Source organism: Streptomyces sp. NPDC053673, assembly GCF_055585225.1.
Genome location: NZ_JBVJKN010000044.1, coordinates 31,869 through 49,764, shown reverse-complemented (window position 1 = coordinate 49,764; position 17,896 = coordinate 31,869). Strand labels below are relative to the sequence as shown.

The following is a 17,896-nucleotide window of genomic DNA, read 5'->3' as shown; positions in this document are numbered from 1 at the left end:
GTAGACGGCTACGCTCGCGATCCCGGCGTCCCGGCATGCACGGGCAACGCGGACAGCGATCTCGCCTCGGTTGGCGATGAGCACCTTGCGCACGACGGGGCATCTCCTGACTGCTCGGAAATAGCGGTCACCCGTGCTCGGCTTTCGGGAGGAATTTCCTCCGGAACAGCGCGCCGGGCCGCTGAATCATGATTGGCCGGGCCCGTTCCCGCTTTCAAGATGATCGCATTCAGTCTTCGGTCAGGTTCTGCAGGGAGACTGCTGATTTGTTGGCCAACAGCCAGGCGAATGTCACAGCTCCGTCAGGTGCCACAGAAATGGAAAGGGGGTGAGCTCCGGTTCCCGGAACTCACCCCCAGCCGTCCGAGGGGACTGTGCGTGAAATCAGCCTCGCCCGAAGCGGAATCCCACGCCGCGGACCGTGATGATCCAGTCACTGCCTCCGAGTTTGTTGCGGAGGCTGCTGACATGTGTGTCGACGGTCCGCCGGGACCAGGAGTCCCCCCACACCTGCTCCATTATTCGTTTTCGAGAAACAACGGTGCCCGGATGGGACGCCAGGAGATGGAGCAGATCGAACTCCTTGCGCGTGAGATCGATGATCCGGCCGCCGAGGCAGACTTCCCGGGTCCCGGCATCGATGTGCAGGGGGCCGTGCGAGACGACCTTGGCGCTGTTCTGCTGCGGCCGCGCACGACGCATGACGGCCTCCATACGGGCCATGAGTTCACGGAAGCCGTAAGGCTTGACCAGGTAGTCGTCCGCGCCGGCCTGGAGACCGAGGACGCGATCCAGTTCGGTGCCCCACGCGGTGACGGCGATCATGGGGACGTCGCACATCGACCTGATGGAACGGCACACCTCCAGGCCGTCGAGATCGGGAAGTTCCAGGTCGAGCAGGATGATGTCGGCGCCCTCGCATGCCTGGAGAGCCGCTCCTCCCGTCGAGGCGCCGTCCACCTTGTGCCCGTGCCGCCGCAGCCCGTTGGCGAGGGGCTCCCTCTCGTCGGCGTTGCCCTCGACCACGAGGACGCGCCAGGTGGCAGTGGTGTGCTGTGCGGGTAACGACGTCTTTCGCGGTTCCAACGTGTCGGTCGAGTACTGACTCATTACTCTCCCCCTTGCGAGTAGTTCCAGCTCGACGTACATGGCAGGCCACTGCGAGCGAGGCTAAAAACCAGCGCATCAGTTTGTCAAAATAAATCTGGGTAAACTTGCCCGGACCAGGCGCATTGTGAAATCTTGTCCGAGTATGCCGACGTACGTACACACGCTCTTCAGGCCAACGTAGATCGGCCCGCCCGGTGTCCAATATGTAGACAGACCAATGTGCCCGTTCCGGCCACGGCCGCTTTCCGCCGGTAACCCGACCGTGTCGCTGTTCCGGGCGGCAGTTCTGACGTTTCTCTGTACTTGTCGGCCTCTGCGGATGCTTGACGGTGTGTCCGCACCCGGTGCCGTGAGGTTGATACCGTACCGGCCGGTCTGTAATGAGCGGCGGAGGGAAGATCGGCAGAGGGGGAGTGCGACAGCGATCACCGGCGATTTGTTAACGCGCGGCAAACATGCATCGAGCGGCTGTAGACCGAGGGGGGCGGTGTGAAAGAGCTCACGCCTGGGGTGTGGCTGCCGATCGCCATCCGTACGTATTCCGGACGCAGTTGGGATGGGGGGCCCGTGTTCGTATACGGCCGCCGCGTCACACCTGCCCGCTCTGACACCAGAAATGGGCACGAAACAGATGACACAGCAAGCGCGAGCGATCCGGACCCGTACGTCGATTCTGCTGGCAGCGGCAGCCGTGTTCGACGAGCGCGGCTACAGCTCGGCCACGATCACCGAGATCCTCGCGCGGGCCGGTGTGACCAAGGGTGCGCTCTACTTCCACTTCGCCTCGAAGGAGGAGCTTGCGCGCGAGGTGATGGAGGCCCAGTTCAGGGTCGGCCCGCTGCCGCCGCAGCGGACGAAGCTCCAGGAACTGGCGGACCAGGCGCTGCTCTTCGCCCACCAGTTACGCCATGACCCGCTGACGCGGGCGAGTGTCGGGCTCGCGATGGACCGGTGGGGCGAGGGCCTCGACCGGGCCGCACCGTTCCGCTCCTGGATCGACCGGCTCACGGATCTGCTGGCCGAGGCGAGGGCACAAGGGGAACTCCTGCCACACATCGACCCTGCCGACACGGCCGAGATGCTGGCCGGCGCCTTCTCCGGGATTCAGGAGATGTCCCACGTCCTGTGCGAGCGGGCGGATCTGACGCACCGGGTGCTCGTTCTGCTGTGTCATGTGCTGCCGAGCATCTCGCTCCCCGCCGTGCTTCCCACGCTCGACATCGCGGATGACCGGGCGGAACGGCTGCTCGCCTCGTACGAGACGAGCCGGTCCCAGGACCCGCCTTCCGGATCGGCCCCGCACGCTCCGGAGGACACGCCCTGATCCACGGGACGGGCCCTCATCCACGGGACGGGCCCTCATCCACGGGACGCGCCCTGACCGGCCGTTGGTGCTCAGCTCCCCGTCCCGTCGCCGAGCCGGTATCCGAGGCCGCGTACGGTGATGATCCAGTCGCCGTCACCGAGCTTGGTGCGCAGCGTGCTCACATGGGTGTCGACGGTGCGGCTGGAGATCGCCCACTCGTCCGCCCAGACCTTCGAGATCAGGTCCCTCCGGGACACGACCGCATCCGGGGACGAGGCAAGCAGGAAGAGCAGGTCGAACTCCTTGCGGGTCACGTCGATGATCCGCTCGCGCACGCGCACCTGCCGGCTGCGCGGATCGATGTGCAGGGCACCGCGTGACAGGACCGCCGTGCTCGTCCGTGCGGCGGCGCGGCGCATGACCGCATTCATCCGGGCCACGAGCTCGCGGTATCCGTACGGCTTGACCAGGCAGTCGTCCGCACCCGCCTGAAGGCTGAGGACACGGTCGAGTTCCGTGTCCTTGCTGGTGAAGGTGATGATCGGGGTGCCGCCTCTGGCGCGGATCTCCCCGCAGACCTCCACGCCGTCCAGATCGGGCAGGCCCAGGTCGAGGAGGATCAGATCGGCCTGGTCCCAGGTCCTGAGCGCCGCTCGGCCCGAACGGACACGGCTGGCCCGGTGTCCGTTCCTGATCAGTCGGGAGACCAGGGCTTCGGCGGCCTGATCATCGGAGTCGACCACGAGCACACGCATCATCACTCCACGCCCGGAGGCGGTCCGTCGGACACGAGCCGGCGGCACAACACGACTTCGTCATCCGGTCGGCGAACGGAAAGGACGGTGGCCCCAGGCGGAGCCGGCCGCCTGGGACCACCGTCGGGAACGTTCCTACTGACCCGCCGACCGGGAGTGCACGACCCGGTAGGTGTTCCAGTCGTGCGAGGTCGCCAGGGCGGCCACGCGGACGTCGGTCTTCTGCCGTGCGGCGGACCGCTCCGCCTCGGGCAGGTCACGGAAGCGGTCGTACGACTCCTTGTCGTCCCACTGGGAGTAGGAGACGACGAACGTGCCGTCGAGACCGCGGGCGCGCAGACCCCGCAGGACGGTGTGGGTCCGGTAGCCCGGCACCTCGAGCAGCCACTCCTGTGACGGGCCCAGGGCGTCGATCAGGTCGTCCTGGCCCTTCTCCGCCACACCGTAGATCTCGATGACGGTGTAGTCGTCGCGGTCGGGCGAGATCTCGGTCACGCCGCCCAGCGCCGGCGCCTGCTGGGTGAAGGCCACCTCGTTCTGCAGCAGCCGGATCGACGTCGTGATCTCTCGGAAGAGAGGGAGCGTACGGTGCTTGAACTCCTCGCCGGCGTAGCGGGCTTCGAGGTCCTCGGTGGAGCGCCACTGGATGAAGTTGGCCGTGCCGGGCTTGTCCTGGCCGCTGTGGACCGTGCTGGAGATCCAGCCGTCGAAGGCCGCGCTGTCGACGATCTCCCGCATCGCCCCGAGCAGGCTGTCCTGCTTCTCGGGGGCGTCGGTCGAGAACAGGTTGAGGACGGTCAGGTGCTTTCCGTCGGCTGCAATTTTCGGCATTCTCTCTTCTCTTCCGCTTGAGGACATGGAGGAACGGAGGGCCGTTTCCCGAACAGCATCACAAGAACGGATCGTGAGCTGAAGTGCGCTCTGTTCAAGAATTCCGGCAGGTTCGTCAACTCTTCGAGGGCGTCGTCAGATCTTCTGCAACTTCGTCAGATCTGTGACAAGCGGCCTTGGGTGCCCCTCGGAAAGGGCGCCATGCTCGGGCAATGAACTCAGGCCAGTCAACTCCCGGTTCCGGCACGGGCACGCTGCTGGACCGTTATCTGATCGCTCTCGACGACGACAAGCTCGACGACGCGTGGGCGCGAAGCCTGTTCACCGAGGACGCCCGTGTCGAGTTCCCGATGAGCCGGCACGAGGGCATCGTCGGGCTCGCCGATTACCACCGCGACGCACTGGCGGCATTCGAGCGGACGCAGCATCTGAATTCACCCGCGATTGTCGATGTCATGAGCGACGACCGGGCCGTACTGCGTGCCAATCTCGTGTCGACGCACGTCCACCACCCCGGCGCGGCCGCCGAACCGCTCTTCGTGACCGGCACGCTGGTGACCGGTGAGGCCCGGCGTACGCCCGAGGGCTGGCGGCTCGCCGCGCTGTCGTTCCGCGTGGTGTGGATGACCGGCAGCCCACCCGTCACCGGAGGCGCCCGATGACCGTCATGGCAGCCGGCACACCGGACATGAAGTTCGCGATCATGCTGGCCGACATCGCCGTCGTCCTGCTGGTGGGTCTCCTGCTGGGCCGGGCGGTACGGCGGTTGCGCCAGCCCGCGGTGATCGGCGAGATCGCGGCGGGCATCGCCCTCGGCCCGAGCGTGCTGGGCATGCTCCCCGGGGACCTGCCCCATCGGATCTTCCCGGCCGACGTACGCCCGTTTCTGTCGGCGGTCTCCCAAGTCGGCCTCGTCATCTTCATGTTCGTGGTGGGCTGGGAGTTCGAGAAGCGGCTGATCCGCCCGCACGCCGGCCTGGCGGCCGGGGTCTCACTCTCCTCCGTCGCGCTCGCCTTCGGCCTCGGCGTGGCCCTCGCGACCGTGCTCCACCCGCACCATGCGACGGTGGCAGGACATCACATCTCCTTCGTCGCCTTCGCCACCTTCATGGGTACGGCGATGTCGGTGACCGCGTTCCCCGTGCTGGCCCGGATCCTCGCCGACAACAAGCTGCTCGACACCCGGGTCGGCACCCTGTCCCTGGCCAGCGCGGCCATCGACGACGTGCTGGCCTGGTGTCTGCTGGCGTATGTGTCGGCCCTGGTCAGCGCGGACGGCGACTATACGGAGCTGGCACGGATCGGTGCGCTCGGCGTCGGCTACGTCGCGCTGATGCTGCTGGTGGTGCGGCCCCTGGTCGCCCGGCTGGTGTGGCGCTGGGCGAGCACCGAACGCTGGTCGTCGCTGCTGGTGGTCCTGTGCGCCGGTGCGTTCACCTCGGCCTGGCTGACCACCTGGATCGGTATCCACGCCATCTTCGGCGCCTTCCTGTTCGGCTTCGTGATGCCGCGTGAGCCGGTCCGTGTCCTCACCCAGCATCTGCGCAAGCCGCTGGACAACGTGAGCCTTGTGCTGTTGCCGGTGTTCTTCATCGTCACCGGGCTCGGTGTGGACCTCGGCGCCCTGACCGCCGGTGACTACCTCGCGCTGGCGCTGATCATCGCCGTCGCCTGCGCGGGCAAGCTGCTCGGCGCGATCGTACCGGCGCGTCTGTCCCGCCTGTCCTGGCGGGAGGCGAAGGACCTCGGGCTGCTCATGAACACCCGGGGTCTGACCGAACTCATCATCCTCAACGCGGCCGTCAGCCTGGGCGTCCTCGACGGGCGCATGTTCACCATGCTGGTGATCATGGCTCTCGTCACGACGGCGATGGCGGGGCCTCTGCTGTCCCGGCGCGAGGCTCTGACCACGGACCCGACTCCGGAACCCGCGGATCTCATCACCCCGCGTACCTGACGAGACGAGAGGGCTCTCGTGATTCCCGTACAGCACGCATCGCACCAGCAGAAGCCGGTGGACGGCAAGGCGCTGCGCAACGTGTGCGGCAACTTCGCCACCGGCGTCACGGTCATCACCACCGGCGGGCCCGGCAACTCCGCCGGAACCACGGTCAATTCCTTCACCTCCGTCTCGCTCGAACCGCCGCTCGTGCTGTTCTGCCTGCACGAGCGGTCCCGGCTGCGTCCGGTGCTGAAGGACTCGGGCGGGTTCGTCGTCAACTTCCTGACACGTCAACAGGAGCCACTCGCCTGGGCGTTCGCCGGCCGTGAGTCCGCGAAGGTCGAGGAGGTGCCGCACCACCGGTCCTCGGAGGGACTGCCGGTCCTCAGCGGGGCCCTGGCGTTCCTGGGCTGCCGGCTGATGGAGGAGTACGACGGAGGGGACCACTCCATCGTGCTGGGTGAGGTCGTCGAGCTCGGGGTTCCCGCCCGCGACGAGAACCCGCTCATCTTCTACCGGGGCTCCATGCGTGTGCTGGAGGCCCTGACCGCGGACGCAGGCGCAGGTGCGGGTACAAGTACGGGTGCGTCGCGGCGCTGAGCCGCGGTCGTGCCCGTCAGGCTCGCTGGTCCGCGGAGTCGAAGTCGCGGCGCGCCTGTTCGACCTTGGACAGGTTGGACTCGGACCACTCGGCGAGCGTCGCGAAGAGCGGCGCCAGGCTGCGTCCGAGATCGCTGATCTCGTACTCCACCCTGGGGGGAACCTCGGGGTGATAGGTGCGCAGGACGAGACCGTCGCGCTCCATCTGCCGCAGCCTCTGCGTCAGTACCTTCGGCGTGATCGTGGCGATGTTGCGCTGCAGCTCCACGAAGCGCTGCCGGCCGTACTCGTTGAGGGTCCACAGGATCGGCGTGGTCCAGCGGCTGAAGACGATGTCGAGTACCGGTGCGATCGGGCATGCCTGTTCGGACCGTGCCGGTGCCGTGCGCGCGCGGGTGCCGCTCTGGGTGGTCGTACCGCTCATGGGTCCTCCCGGAAGTCGCTTTCCTCTAGGTACCTACTATACCCAGGATGCTAGCGTCCTGACGCGCTCTCCGGTCCGGCTCCGGTTCCGTCCCGGCTCCGCCTCCGGTTCCTCCTGCGATCTCGCTTCCGATTCCGCGAATCCTCCTCATCCACCAGGAGCGACATGTCGATCCCAGAGTCCCTGCACAGCACCGGCCGGGCAGCGGCCACACCGCAGGTGCGCCGTCCCGGGCTCATCCTGGCGTTTCTCTGCCTCGCCGGATTCATGACGTTTCTCGATGTGTCGATCGTGAACGTCGCGCTTCCCACCATCGAGGACGAGCTCAACATCTCCCAGACCCAGCTGCAGTACGTCGTCACGACGTACGGAACGCTGCTCGGCGGGTTCCTTCTGCTCTGCGGCCGGCTCGCCGACACCTTCGGGCGACGCCGGATGCTGCAGACCGGACTGATCCTGTTCGCCCTGTCGTCCCTGCTCGCGGGGTTCGCACAGGACGCCGTCATGCTGGTCGTCGCCCGTGGCGCCCAGGGCCTCGGCGCGGCGTTCATCGCCACCGCCGCACTCAGCCTGCTGACGAACACCTTCGAGGAGGGCGCCGAGCGCAACAAGGCCCTCGGCGCCTGGGGTGCGCTGAGCGGTATCGCCGCGGTGGCCGGTGTCACCCTGGGCGGTCTGCTCACGGACGGCCCCGGCTGGCGCTGGGTCTTCTTCATCAACGTGCCGATCGGACTGGTGGGCGCGCTGGTGGCGCCGCTCATCGTGCCCGAGAGCCGTGCCACGCGGCGGCGTCAGGGATTCGACGTCACCGGGGCGGTCCTCCTCACCACCGGTCTGGTGCTGCTGATCTTCTCCCTCGGCCTCACCGTCGACGACTCGGACGTCCCCACGGCCCGGATCTACAGTGGGTTCGGCGTGGCGGCCGTGCTGCTGCTCGCCTTCCTGCTCATCGAACGGCGCGCCAAGGCGCCGCTGATCCCGCTCGGCATCTTCCGGCGCCCGGCGCTGCGGGCGGCGAACGCCGTCGCCGTGCTGCTGCTCGGTACCGCTGTGTCGCTGTTCTTCTTCGCCAGCCTGTTCATGCAGCAGGTCCTGGACTATTCGGCGGTCAAGACCGGCCTCGCCTATGTGCCGCTCGCCGTCATCACGGCGGTCGGTGCCGGTGTCGCCTCGCAGCTCGTCACCAAGGTCGCCACCAAGCCGGTCCTCATGGCCGGTCTCGCCCTCGCGGCGGGCGGCATGCTGCTGCTGTGGCGGGCGCCGTCCGACGCCTCGTACCTCACGGATCTGCTGCCCGCCTTCCTGCTCACGGGTCTCGGGCTCGGTCTGTCGTTCGTGCCCGTGCAGGTCTCCGCGTTCACGGGGGCCGAGGAGCAGGACTCCGGCCTGGCTGCCGGTCTCATCAACACCAGTCAGGAGGTCGGCGGCGCGGTCGGCCTGGCCGTCGCCGCCACCATCGCCTTCCGCAACATCCCCCAACTGGAGGCACAGGCCCGGGGCATCCCGGAACTCGTCAGGGAGGCGCGGACCAGCGTCTTCCACGACGCCTTCCTCGTCGGAGCGGGCTTCGCCGCCGCCGCGTTCGTCGTCACGCTGCTGCTCCTTCCCGTCATGAAGGCATCAGGGCAGCCCGGCGACGCGCCGAAGCACGCCGCGTAGAGAACGGGCGAACGCATGCCGCTGCGACTGCCGCTGTCCGCCTCGGCCGAGGACTTTCTCGCCGAGAACCACCTGGGCACCCTCGTCACCCATCGCCCCGACGGCACGCCGCACGTGACGCCCGTGCGGTTCACCTGGGACGGTGACGCCGGGCTGGCCCGGGTCATGACCGCCCGGACGCGCCGCAAGACCAGGAACGTGCTGGCCGGCCCCGGTGACCGGGTGGCGGTCTGTCAGGTGGCGGGTCCTCACTGGATCACTCTCGAAGGCACCGCGACCGTGTCGGACGACCCCCTACGGGTGAGGGAGGGCGTACGCCGTTACGCCAAGCGCTACTGGTCACCGCCGCCGGAGCCACCGGGGCTCGTGGTGATCGAGGTCGCGGTCGAACGCGTGATGGGCCTGTACTGAGCCCGTGCCGAAAGCCGGTAGGGCCGGCCGCCGAATCCGCGGGTGAGGGTGCCGGAAAGCGTCTTCCGGCACCCTCACGCCTTTACCCGTGACCGCTCCGGATCTGCCCCTGCAGCAGCTGCAGGAATTTGACGAACTTGTCGGAGTCCTGTACTCGCAGCCATTCATCTTCCCGGGCGCCCTCGGAATACTGGAAAGAAACAGCCGTCGGGAGAGGGAACATGGACAATTTCGATGCCGATGTGATTGTTGCGGGAGCGGGCCCTTCGGGGCTCATGCTCGCGGGTGAACTCCGCTTGGCGGGACTTTCGGTCGTCGTGGTCGACCGGCTGGTCGAACCCATGCAGCAGTCACGGGCCCTGGGGTTTTCCGCCCGTACTATCGAGGAGTTCGGCCAGCGTGGGCTTCTGGCGAAATTCGGTGAACTCGATACCATCCCCGTCGGGCATTTCGGCGGTCTGCCCATCGACTATCGCATTGTCGAAGGCGGGAACTTCGGGGTCCGCGGCGTTCCCCAGTCCCTGACGGAATCCATACTCAACGACTGGGCGGTCGGCCTCGGCGCCGACGTACGCCGGGGGCAGGAGCTCGTCGGCCTCACGGCCTCGGACGACGGCGTCGAGGTCGAACTCGCCACCGCCGAGGGCGACAAGCGGCTGCGCGCCGCGTACGTGGTGGGCTGCGACGGTGCCCGCAGTACCGTCCGCCGCCTGGCCGGCATCGACTTCCCGGGCACGGACGCGACCATCGAGATGAAGATGGCCGACGTCTCCGGTGTCCCACTGCGCATCCGCCCGACCGGCGAAGTCGGTGAAGCGGGCATGGTCGTGGTGCTCCCGCTGGGCCCGCACGCCACGCGCGTCGTCGTCTTCGAGCGGAACGCCGGGGTCAGGAAGGTGCAGGAACCGCCCACCTTCCCGGAGGTCGCCGACGCCTTCCAGCGCGTGACCGGCGAGGACATCCACGCCGCCGAGCCGGTGTGGACCAGCTACTTCACCGACGCGAGCCGCCAGGCCGGTTCCTACCGGAACGGACGGATCTTCCTGGCCGGGGACGCGGCGCACATCCATCTCCCCATCGGCGCCCAGGGCATCAGCGCCGGCCTGGGGGACGTGGTGAACCTCGGATGGAAGCTCGCTGCCGAGATCAAGGGCTACGCCCCGCCCGGGCTGCTCGACACCTACCACACCGAGCGGCACCCGGTCGGCGCCCGGATCGTGGCCAACACCCTGGTCCAGCGCTCCCTCTACCTCGGCGGCGCCGAGATGCAGCCGCTGCGCGACGTCTTCGCGGAACTGGTCACGATCGAAGCGGTCCAGCGCCACCTCGTCGGCCTGGTCACCGGACTGGACATCGCCTACGACGTCGGCGCAGGCGGCCATCCGTTGCTCGGCCGCCGCCTGCCCGACCAGGAACTGCTGATCGGCGACCGGAAGTCCACCACGTACCAGCTCCTGCACAAGGGGCACGCGCTGCTGCTCGACCTCCACGACAGTCCCGGACTGCGCGAGACGGCGCAGGCCTGGTCCGACCGGGTCGACATCGTCACCGCCACGCGCCACGACCCCGGGGCACCGGCCGCCGACCTGCTGGTGCGCCCGGACGGCTATGTCGCCTGGGCCGGTGCCGACGGCTCCGCCGACGGACTCGGCGAGGCGCTCACCCGCTGGTTCGGCGAGCCCCGACACCAGAACTGAGCACAGGCCGACGCGCGGCAGACGCGTCGTGGGAATCCGAAATCCGAGAAGAGGAGTGCGGTCTTGCCCACCAACGCTGGGGCAGTGACAGAGGCCCCCAAGGCAGACGAGTGGACCGAGTGCGACGTCGCGATCCTGGGTTCGGGCCTGGGAGGCTCGATCATCGGCGCGATCCTGGCCCGGCAGGGCGCCGACGTGGTGCTCATCGACGCGGGGCAGCATCCGCGGTTCGCGGTCGGTGAGTCCCAGAACCCGCAGCTGGTGGAGTGGCTGCACATTCTGGCGGTACGGTACGACGTCCCCGAGATCAAGCACATGCTGGACATCAAGGCGGTGACCGAGAACATCGGTCCGCACCACGGCAGGAAGCAGAGCTTCGGCTTTGTCACCCACCGGACGAACCGTGAGCCGGACCCGCGCGAGGCCACCATGTTCGTCATCCCCAAGATGCTGACCGAGGCCACGCATCTCTTCCGCCAGGACACCGACTCGTACTACGTGAACGTGGCCGCCAAGTACGGCTGCACGCTCCGTCAGAACTGGCGCGCGACCGACCTCGACTTCGACGAGAGCGGAGTCACGGTCACCGGCCAGAACGGCGAGGTGTTCCGCGCCAAGTACCTCATCGACGCCAGCGGATTCCGCTCGCCGCTGGCCCAGAAGTTCGACCTGCGCGAGAACCCGCCCCGGCACAAGCACCATGCGCGGTCCCTGTTCACGCACTACGTCGGCATCAAGCCGTACGACGATGTGTGCAACTACCCCGACGCCCTGCGCCCGCCGGCCGAGTCCCCCTTCCACGGCGGGACCCTGCACCATCTGATCGAGCGCGGCTGGTTCTGGATCATCCCCTTCGACAACTACAAGGACTCCAAGAACCCGGTGTGCAGCGTCGGACTCACCTTCGACGAGCGCGTCTACCCCAAGCCCAAGGACATGACTCCCGACGAGGAGTTCAACCACTACCTCGACATGTACCCGGCGGTGAAGAGGCAGTTCGAGGGCGCCAAGCGGGTACGTGAGTGGGTCTCCACCGATCGGCTCCAGTACTCGTCCAAGCGGACCATCGGCCACCGCTGGTGCCTGATGTCCCACGCCGCCGGCTTCATCGACCCGCTGTACTCGCGCGGTCTGTCCAACACCTTCGAGGTGGTGGACGCCCTCGCCTACCGCATCCTGGACGCGCTGCGCGACGACGACTTCTCCGTGGAGCGCTTCGAGTACGTCGAGCGGCTCGAGCAGGGCCTCCTCGAGTACAACGACATGATCGTGAACAGCTCGTACATCTCGTTCTCCCACTTCCGGCTGTGGAACGCCGTGTTCCGGGTGTGGGCGTGCTTCACGACGCCCGCGACCATGCGGCTGATCCAGGGCCGGCAGAACTTCTCCCTGGACGGCGACGACCGCCACTTCAAGGAGATGGAGAAGGCTCCTTACCCGGGGCTGTGGTGGCCTGACAGCCACGCCTTCAAGCATCTGCTCGACGTCACCAACGACACGTGTGAGAAGTACGAGGCCGGCGAGATCGACGGCGACAAGGCGGCCGACATCGTCTTCCAGGCCATCAACGACTGCGAGTCCGTCAACACGCCCTTCGGCTGGAAGGAAGGCGAGGACCGCCGCTTCTTCCGGGCGACGACCCCCACGATGATCAAGTTCATGTGGTGGGCGAGCACCAGCGGACCCAAGGAGATGCGCGACCTCGGCCGCTCCATGCTCAGCGGCGTCGTCAGGCAGGGCCTGCGCGGCCGCAAGGTGTCCTGAGCCGGGAGCCCCTTCCTCAACCTCTGCACCCCCGTCCCCACCCGACCACCCTCCCCAACACCCCCCACACCGAAGCCCGGTGCCGTCGCCACCGGCCCGTCCGCCCTTCCATCGGGCGGGCGGGCCGCTGTGCCGCCGGTGCCGTCGTCACAGCTACTCCGATCTTGGGACAACGTGTGATCACTCGAAGAACGCTCCTCGGCGCGGGAACATTCGCCGTAGGCCTCACCGTGCTGCCGTCCACCCCCGTCCTCGCGGGAGGGGGAATCCGCTGGGACCAGCTCGAGCGCAACCTCGAAGGACCGCTCGTGCTGCCGTCCGACGAGGCGTACACCGTCGCCAGGCAGCTCGAACTGGCGCAGTTCGACGCCACGAACCCCCAGGCCGTCGCCTACTGCGTCAGCTCGGCCGACGTGTCCGTCGCGCTTCGCTTCGCACAGGACAACTGTCTGCCCGCCGCGGTACGCAGTGGCGGGCACAGCTACGGGGGGTACTCGACCACCCCCGGCCTGATCGTCGACGTCTCGCGGCTGAACGCCGTGACGGTCGGGGAGGGCTCGGTGCGGATCGGCCCCGGCGCGCAGAACGTCGACATCCTCAACACACTCGCTCCGCACGGACTGGTGGTCAGCGAGGGCGGCTGCCCCACGGTCGCGGCCGGCGGCTTCCTGCAGGGCGGCGGCTTCGGCCTGCTGACGCGTCCTCTCGGGATGGCCTGTGACGCCGTGACCTCGGCCGAGGTGGTCCTGGCCGACGGGCGGATCGTCACCGCGTCGCCACGGCAGAACAGCGATCTGTACTGGGCGATACGCGGTGGTGGCGGCGGAAACTTCGGCGTCGTCACCAGGTTCACGGTCACCCCGCACACCGGTGACCAGATGGCTGTCACCATGCTGGCCTTCCCCTACGACGGCACGGTCGACGTCCTGGACGGCGTTGCCCGGTGGCTCCTGGACGCACCGCGCACCATCGGCGGCGGTGCGTACGTGGTCCAGCCCGATGCGGCGCCGGGCACGGTGCCCCAGACGAACGTCATGCTCGCCTCGCGCGGCACTCCTGCCGAACTCGCCACGGAAGCTGCCCGGTTGATCGCACTGACAGGCGCGCCCCAGCAACGTCAGGACGCCGTCATGACGTATCAGGCACTGATGATGATGGTCTTCGGGTGCGGCAACCTGACCCAGGAGCAGTGCCGGCGGTCCGAGAAGAATCCCCAGGGCGTACTCCCCAGACCCGCGTTCGGCCTGGAGCGAACCCGTCTGGGGAGCGAACCGCTCAGCCACAGTGGCTGGTCGGACGTGATGTCGGCCTTCGACGCCGACCGCAGGGCGGGCCAGGCGCGCTATCTCGATCTGCACATGTTCGGGGGAGCGGCCAACGACCCGGCCCGCACCGACACGGCGTACGTCCACCGCGACGCCCTGTTCTCCGTCAACTACCGCGTCCTGATCAACGATCCGGCGCAGAACACGGCCGAGAACCGGGCGGTCGCGACACGCTGGGTGGACAACGGATTCGCCACGATCGACCCGCTGTCGAACGGCGAGAGCTACCAGAACTGGATGGACCCGGCGCTGCGGGACTGGAAGCAGTCGTACTACGCCGAGAACTACTCACGGCTGGCGACGGTCAAGGCCAAGTACGACCCCAACCGCTTCTTCACGTTCGCCCAGGGCATCTGAACGGGGGTGTGGGGGACTTCGTCCCCCACACCGTCACGGGCGGCGGCCGTACCAGCCGACGAGCCGGTCGATGTCCGGGGCATCGCCGGGCACCTCCACGACCGGGCCGAAAGGCACCTGGCCGCCACGCGGCTCGGCCGGGACGGCACGGTGCATGGAGGCCAGCGGCGCCGCGAGGACCTCAGGGTCCCATTCGGGGCTCTGGCCGATCGCGGTGGCCACGTCCCAGGTGTGCAGGACGAACTCGTTGGTGTAGATCACCGCGGCCGCCGCACCCGGCACCGGGCCCCAGGGCAGGCCGATCTGCCGTCCGAGGACAGCGGGATCGGACCAGACGGCCTCGACGTCCTTGGCGGCGGCGGCCCACGCGGCCGGCCACTCGCCGTCGGTCACGTCCTCGGCGAAGTGCGGAACGCTGAAGAAGTCGCCGCCGCCGCCGATCACGGCCACCCTGCGCAGGACGGAGACGAGGTGGTTGCAGAGGTCACGCACGGTGTACTCGGGACAGGGCGTGGACCCGTCGTACTGGTCGGGCCGTACGGCGGCGACGGTGCGTCCTGCGAGGTCGATGGCCTTGGTGAGGCCGAGACGCGGATCGCTCATGGCTTCGGTCTTCGCTTCAGTCATGGCTTCAGTCTTCAGGTCAAACCGGTCATCCTCCGGCCTGTTTACGGGGGAAGGGCGATCAGTCCTGAAAGCCGGACGCCATGACGCCGCCGGGAAGTCGCTTTCCTCTAGGTACCTACTATACGAAGGATGCTAGCGTCCCGAATCGCAGCAGAGGACACACAGAGCGCAGTGAACGCAGAGGACAGAGGCCCGACGACGTCCCGCAACGACAGCGCCGCCTCGACTGCAGGAATTGCCACGATGACCACCGGTTATGGGAGCTGTTCATGATCGTAGTTACGGGAGCGACCGGGAACGTGGGCCGACCGCTCATCGCGTCACTCGCCTCGGCCGGCGAACAGGTGACAGCCGTCTCACGGCGCCCACTGAGCTTCGAGGCCCCGCAGGGCGTACGACACCACCAAGCCGACCTGGCGCATCCCGAGAGCCTGCGGCCCGGGCTCGACGGGGCCGAAGCCCTGTTCATCCTCCTCGCCGGGCCGCTCCTCGTGTCCGGCGGGAGTCCGAGCAAGCTGCTCGACGTCGCGGCGTCCAGTGGCGTGCGACGGGTCGTCCTGCTCTCGTCGCAGATCGTCGGGACACGGCCCGAGGTCCTCTCGCACGGCCCCCTCCGCGCATTCGAGGAGGCCGTCCAAGAGTCCGGCCTCGACTGGACGTTGCTGCGGCCGGGAGGCTTCGCCTCCAACGCGTTCGCCTGGGCCGAGTCGGTCCGCGCGGAACGGACCGTCGTCGCGCCGTTCGGGGACATCGCGCTGCCGGTCGTCGACCCCGCCGACATCGCCGACGTCGCGGCCGTGACCCTGCGGGAACATGGCCACGCCGGCCGCACTTACGAACTGACCGGACCGGCACCGATCTCCCCGCGCGGGCAGGCCGAGGCGCTCGGTGACGCACTGGGGACTCCGGTGCAGTTCACCGAATTCACCCGGGAGCAGGCGCGCACCCACATGCTGCAGTTCATGCCCGAGACCGTCGTGGACGGGACTCTCGACATCCTCGGCGAGCCGCTGGCCACCGAGCAGCGGGTGAGCCCCGACGTCGAGCAGCTCCTCGGCCGCCCGCCCCGCACCTTCGGTGAGTGGGCGGAACGCAACATCGCAGCCTTCAAGTGACGTGACCTGACGGGACCTGACGTGACCGGACGGGAATCCGCCCGTCCTGCTTCCGCGCGGACCGTGCCTGCGCAGACCGTCTCTGCGCAGGCTGTCCGAGCGGAAGCAGGACATGGCCCAGCCGCTGGTGCGCCGTCACTTGCTGACGCGGCCAGAGCTCTCACGGACGCCGCACACAACGTGCCCACACCGGACCCTGAAGAACTCAGCGCATGGCTCACGACCGCAACCGTGGAGATGAGAGATGCGTTCAGCTGTCTCGCCGGCATGTGCGAGATGCTTCGTGACTCGGCACCGGAGAGCTTTCATGCCTCCCAGCTGAACCAGTCAGCCGTTCAGCTGCGCCTGCTGGAACGAATCTGGGGCCGCATACAACGTGACAGCTCATGCCCCGGTGTGATGTGACGGCCTCGACAGACCGCCGCCGCGAATCCCTGAAACCGACCGGTAGGTTACTTGTTCCCTGGTGTCCGAGCTGATCGCTCGTATCACCCGTTCTGATGCGCATCTCGGGCAGGGTTACGGCCATGATGTCCAGAATTGGCCCCACGAAGAGTTGCGTCTCCTCACAGGGGTGAAAGACGGATGCCGACGTATGTCACGCTGCTGAACTGGACCGATCAGGGGATGCGGGCCTACAAGGACACTGCGCAGCGCGCCGAGGCCTTCGCCGCAGCGGCGCAGAAACTCGGGGCGAAGCTCCTGAATATTTACTGGACCGTCGGTGCGTACGACCTCGTCGCCGTCGTCGAGGCGCCCGACGACGAGACCGCCACTGCGGCGCTCCTGCAGCTCGGTGGTGTGGGCAACGTCCGTACCACGACCCTGAGGGCCTTCGGCCGGGAGGAAATGGACCGCATCATCGCCAAGGCCACTGGCTGAGGACCTCGCCGACTGCGGCAGGCGGCCTCGACCGGCGTGGCCCGGTCGACGAGAGTTCGCAGTCACCCGGACCCGGCCGGCGTGCCGACGAATAGAATCGGCTTTCATGTCGAACGCTGACGAGCTGCTTGTTGACGTCGCCGCCATGGTGGAGACCGAGCAGAGCAATCAGATGTCCATGACCGTGGTCACCGGCGGCGCTGTCATCACCGGACGGCTGGCTCCCGAAGCCGTGTGGAGGCAGCGTGTGGCGGAGGTCCTGAGGGACTCGGACCGCCTCGGCCCGTTCTCCGGCGTCTTCACCGCCGACCGGACGAGGGACCGGCCTGACCGTGTCGGGCCGCCCACGCATCTGCACTTCCACGTCGCCCGGATCCTGCAAGGCAACATCGGGATCCCCGAGACGGGAGGGATGTACCGCGTCGCGATCAAGGACGTCAGCGGCTGGACCGTCGGCGACTTCAGCTACTCCGATCGCTGAGCCACCGCGGTGGTCGGGGCGGCGGGTCGGGACAGCCGTGGGCGCTGCCCCCTGCAAGGACCGCCGCACGTTGAACCGGTGACGCACGGGACGCGAGATTCACCGATGTCAAGAACGAAAGGTATCCGTATGGACCTGAAACTCGAAGTCATCGTGCTGCCCGTTTCCGACGTCGATCGGGCCAAGAGTTTCTACGAGGCGGCGGGATTCCGGATGGATATCGACAACGTCGCCAGTGAGGACTACCGGTGTGTGCAGTTCACACCGCCCGGCTCCGAGGGCTCGATCATCTTCGGTAAGGGGGTCACCTCCGCCGTGCCCGGCTCGGTCCAGGGCCTGTACCTCATCGTCTTCGACATCGAGGAGGCCCGTGCAGAGCTCATCGGCCGCGGCATCGAGGTGAGCGAGGTGTTCCACGATGCCGGAGGGCTTTTCCACCACGGCCACGACGCGGGAGAGGTCGTCCATCCCGCCGGGGACGAGGGGCGGCTGGCCGGCCCGCACCCCGCCCGTGCCGACTACGGTTCCTACGCCACCTTCAGTGACCCGGACGGCAACGGCTGGGTGCTCCAGGAGGTCAGGAAGAGGGCCCCCGGCCGTTGACACCCCG

Annotated in this window: 19 protein-coding genes; 13 read left to right on the top strand and 6 right to left on the bottom strand. The window is 67.8% G+C overall.

Annotation, left to right across the window (positions count from 1 at the left end; translation table 11 throughout):
* Both ACZ6ZQ_RS34900 and ACZ6ZQ_RS34895 read right to left on the bottom strand, forming a co-directional pair.
* On the bottom strand, nucleotides 1–93 hold a 93-nt coding region (locus ACZ6ZQ_RS34900; RefSeq protein WP_280842533.1), incomplete at its 3' end, for a biotin carboxylase N-terminal domain-containing protein.
* A 291-nt stretch (nucleotides 94–384) separates the two neighbouring features.
* Nucleotides 385–1,110: a response regulator transcription factor gene (locus ACZ6ZQ_RS34895; protein ID WP_469772536.1), complete on the bottom strand. Its 726-nt coding sequence runs from the start codon at nucleotides 1,108–1,110 to the stop codon at nucleotides 385–387.
* A gap of 631 nt (nucleotides 1,111–1,741) precedes the next feature.
* Between ACZ6ZQ_RS34895 and ACZ6ZQ_RS34890 the strand changes: the two genes are divergently transcribed.
* Nucleotides 1,742–2,434: a ScbR family autoregulator-binding transcription factor gene (locus tag ACZ6ZQ_RS34890; protein WP_469772535.1), complete on the top strand. Its 693-nt coding sequence runs from the start codon at nucleotides 1,742–1,744 to the stop codon at nucleotides 2,432–2,434.
* 71 nt (nucleotides 2,435–2,505) lie between these two features.
* Here ACZ6ZQ_RS34890 and ACZ6ZQ_RS34885 read toward each other — a convergent pair whose 3' ends face one another.
* On the bottom strand, nucleotides 2,506–3,171 hold the full coding sequence (locus ACZ6ZQ_RS34885) for a response regulator transcription factor (protein ID WP_469772534.1): 666 nt from the start codon (nucleotides 3,169–3,171) through the stop codon (nucleotides 2,506–2,508).
* Between the two features lie 135 nt (nucleotides 3,172–3,306).
* Complete coding sequence (locus ACZ6ZQ_RS34880; RefSeq protein ID WP_469772533.1) at nucleotides 3,307–4,002, bottom strand: antibiotic biosynthesis monooxygenase; 696 nt, start codon at nucleotides 4,000–4,002, stop codon at nucleotides 3,307–3,309.
* Between the two features lie 212 nt (nucleotides 4,003–4,214).
* Between ACZ6ZQ_RS34880 and ACZ6ZQ_RS34875 the strand changes: the two genes are divergently transcribed.
* Genes ACZ6ZQ_RS34875 through ACZ6ZQ_RS34865 form a run of 3 tightly spaced genes read left to right on the top strand, consistent with a single transcriptional unit; the run spans nucleotide 4,215 to nucleotide 6,544 of the window.
* Nucleotides 4,215–4,664, top strand: coding sequence for a nuclear transport factor 2 family protein (locus ACZ6ZQ_RS34875; protein ID WP_469772532.1), 450 nt, complete (start codon nucleotides 4,215–4,217; stop codon nucleotides 4,662–4,664).
* Entirely contained in the window at nucleotides 4,661–5,959 is a 1,299-nt protein-coding gene (locus tag ACZ6ZQ_RS34870; RefSeq protein WP_469772531.1) for a cation:proton antiporter domain-containing protein, read from the top strand. Before ACZ6ZQ_RS34875 ends, ACZ6ZQ_RS34870 begins: the two co-directional genes overlap by 4 nt.
* 18 nt (nucleotides 5,960–5,977) lie before the next feature.
* Nucleotides 5,978–6,544 (top strand): flavin reductase family protein, encoded by a 567-nt coding sequence (locus ACZ6ZQ_RS34865; RefSeq protein WP_469772530.1) that lies wholly within the window; start codon nucleotides 5,978–5,980, stop codon nucleotides 6,542–6,544.
* Nucleotides 6,545–6,560: 16 nt separating this feature from the next.
* On the opposite strand, the gene ACZ6ZQ_RS34860 is transcribed toward ACZ6ZQ_RS34865, so the two are convergent.
* Complete coding sequence (locus tag ACZ6ZQ_RS34860; protein ID WP_453664825.1) at nucleotides 6,561–6,968, bottom strand: winged helix-turn-helix transcriptional regulator; 408 nt, start codon at nucleotides 6,966–6,968, stop codon at nucleotides 6,561–6,563.
* A gap of 165 nt (nucleotides 6,969–7,133) precedes the next feature.
* On the opposite strand from ACZ6ZQ_RS34860, the gene ACZ6ZQ_RS34855 reads away from it, so the two are divergent.
* The 5 genes from ACZ6ZQ_RS34855 to ACZ6ZQ_RS34835 all read left to right on the top strand — a co-directional run bounded on the left by ACZ6ZQ_RS34855 (nucleotide 7,134) and on the right by ACZ6ZQ_RS34835 (nucleotide 14,181).
* The gene (locus ACZ6ZQ_RS34855; protein ID WP_469772529.1) at nucleotides 7,134–8,627 is read left to right on the top strand and encodes an MFS transporter; all 1,494 of its coding nucleotides are present in this window, start codon (nucleotides 7,134–7,136) and stop codon (nucleotides 8,625–8,627) included.
* Between the two features lie 15 nt (nucleotides 8,628–8,642).
* Nucleotides 8,643–9,038 (top strand): pyridoxamine 5'-phosphate oxidase family protein, encoded by a 396-nt coding sequence (locus tag ACZ6ZQ_RS34850; protein WP_469772528.1) that lies wholly within the window; start codon nucleotides 8,643–8,645, stop codon nucleotides 9,036–9,038.
* A gap of 221 nt (nucleotides 9,039–9,259) precedes the next feature.
* A complete protein-coding gene (locus tag ACZ6ZQ_RS34845; RefSeq protein WP_469772527.1) occupies nucleotides 9,260–10,735 on the top strand; it encodes an FAD-dependent monooxygenase in 1,476 nt (491 codons plus the stop codon).
* Nucleotides 10,736–10,819: 84 nt separating this feature from the next.
* Nucleotides 10,820–12,499, top strand: coding sequence for an NAD(P)/FAD-dependent oxidoreductase (locus ACZ6ZQ_RS34840; protein ID WP_469772526.1), 1,680 nt, complete (start codon nucleotides 10,820–10,822; stop codon nucleotides 12,497–12,499).
* A gap of 176 nt (nucleotides 12,500–12,675) precedes the next feature.
* Nucleotides 12,676–14,181, top strand: a complete 1,506-nt coding sequence (locus ACZ6ZQ_RS34835) for an FAD-binding oxidoreductase (RefSeq protein ID WP_469772525.1) — start codon at nucleotides 12,676–12,678, stop codon at nucleotides 14,179–14,181.
* A gap of 33 nt (nucleotides 14,182–14,214) precedes the next feature.
* On the opposite strand, the gene ACZ6ZQ_RS34830 is transcribed toward ACZ6ZQ_RS34835, so the two are convergent.
* Nucleotides 14,215–14,808, bottom strand: coding sequence for a TIGR03086 family metal-binding protein (locus ACZ6ZQ_RS34830; protein ID WP_469772524.1), 594 nt, complete (start codon nucleotides 14,806–14,808; stop codon nucleotides 14,215–14,217).
* Between the two features lie 269 nt (nucleotides 14,809–15,077).
* On the opposite strand from ACZ6ZQ_RS34830, the gene ACZ6ZQ_RS34825 reads away from it, so the two are divergent.
* The 4 genes from ACZ6ZQ_RS34825 (at nucleotide 15,078) to ACZ6ZQ_RS34810 (ending at nucleotide 17,889) form a co-directional block, all read left to right on the top strand.
* Complete coding sequence (locus ACZ6ZQ_RS34825; RefSeq protein WP_469772523.1) at nucleotides 15,078–15,923, top strand: NAD(P)H-binding protein; 846 nt, start codon at nucleotides 15,078–15,080, stop codon at nucleotides 15,921–15,923.
* 585 nt (nucleotides 15,924–16,508) lie between these two features.
* Nucleotides 16,509–16,805: a GYD domain-containing protein gene (locus ACZ6ZQ_RS34820; protein WP_469772522.1), complete on the top strand. Its 297-nt coding sequence runs from the start codon at nucleotides 16,509–16,511 to the stop codon at nucleotides 16,803–16,805.
* 106 nt (nucleotides 16,806–16,911) lie between these two features.
* On the top strand, nucleotides 16,912–17,286 hold the full coding sequence (locus ACZ6ZQ_RS34815) for a hypothetical protein (protein WP_469772521.1): 375 nt from the start codon (nucleotides 16,912–16,914) through the stop codon (nucleotides 17,284–17,286).
* Nucleotides 17,287–17,415: 129 nt separating this feature from the next.
* Nucleotides 17,416–17,889 (top strand): VOC family protein, encoded by a 474-nt coding sequence (locus ACZ6ZQ_RS34810; protein ID WP_469772520.1) that lies wholly within the window; start codon nucleotides 17,416–17,418, stop codon nucleotides 17,887–17,889.
* The last annotated feature ends 7 nt before the right edge of the window (nucleotides 17,890–17,896 follow it).

Coding starts and splice junctions, on each gene's coding strand:
- ACZ6ZQ_RS34820 (WP_469772522.1), top strand. CDS start 16,509: ATGCCGACGTATGTCACGCTGCTGAACTGGACCGATCAGGGGATGCGG.
- ACZ6ZQ_RS34885 (WP_469772534.1), bottom strand. CDS start 3,171: ATGCGTGTGCTCGTGGTCGACTCCGATGATCAGGCCGCCGAAGCCCTG.
- ACZ6ZQ_RS34850 (WP_469772528.1), top strand. CDS start 8,643: ATGCCGCTGCGACTGCCGCTGTCCGCCTCGGCCGAGGACTTTCTCGCC.
- ACZ6ZQ_RS34845 (WP_469772527.1), top strand. CDS start 9,260: ATGGACAATTTCGATGCCGATGTGATTGTTGCGGGAGCGGGCCCTTCG.
- ACZ6ZQ_RS34890 (WP_469772535.1), top strand. CDS start 1,742: ATGACACAGCAAGCGCGAGCGATCCGGACCCGTACGTCGATTCTGCTG.
- ACZ6ZQ_RS34810 (WP_469772520.1), top strand. CDS start 17,416: ATGGACCTGAAACTCGAAGTCATCGTGCTGCCCGTTTCCGACGTCGAT.
- ACZ6ZQ_RS34870 (WP_469772531.1), top strand. CDS start 4,661: ATGACCGTCATGGCAGCCGGCACACCGGACATGAAGTTCGCGATCATG.
- ACZ6ZQ_RS34860 (WP_453664825.1), bottom strand. CDS start 6,968: ATGAGCGGTACGACCACCCAGAGCGGCACCCGCGCGCGCACGGCACCG.
- ACZ6ZQ_RS34830 (WP_469772524.1), bottom strand. CDS start 14,808: ATGACTGAAGCGAAGACCGAAGCCATGAGCGATCCGCGTCTCGGCCTC.
- ACZ6ZQ_RS34875 (WP_469772532.1), top strand. CDS start 4,215: ATGAACTCAGGCCAGTCAACTCCCGGTTCCGGCACGGGCACGCTGCTG.
- ACZ6ZQ_RS34825 (WP_469772523.1), top strand. CDS start 15,078: ATGATCGTAGTTACGGGAGCGACCGGGAACGTGGGCCGACCGCTCATC.
- ACZ6ZQ_RS34895 (WP_469772536.1), bottom strand. CDS start 1,110: ATGAGTCAGTACTCGACCGACACGTTGGAACCGCGAAAGACGTCGTTA.
- ACZ6ZQ_RS34855 (WP_469772529.1), top strand. CDS start 7,134: ATGTCGATCCCAGAGTCCCTGCACAGCACCGGCCGGGCAGCGGCCACA.
- ACZ6ZQ_RS34880 (WP_469772533.1), bottom strand. CDS start 4,002: ATGCCGAAAATTGCAGCCGACGGAAAGCACCTGACCGTCCTCAACCTG.
- ACZ6ZQ_RS34815 (WP_469772521.1), top strand. CDS start 16,912: ATGTCGAACGCTGACGAGCTGCTTGTTGACGTCGCCGCCATGGTGGAG.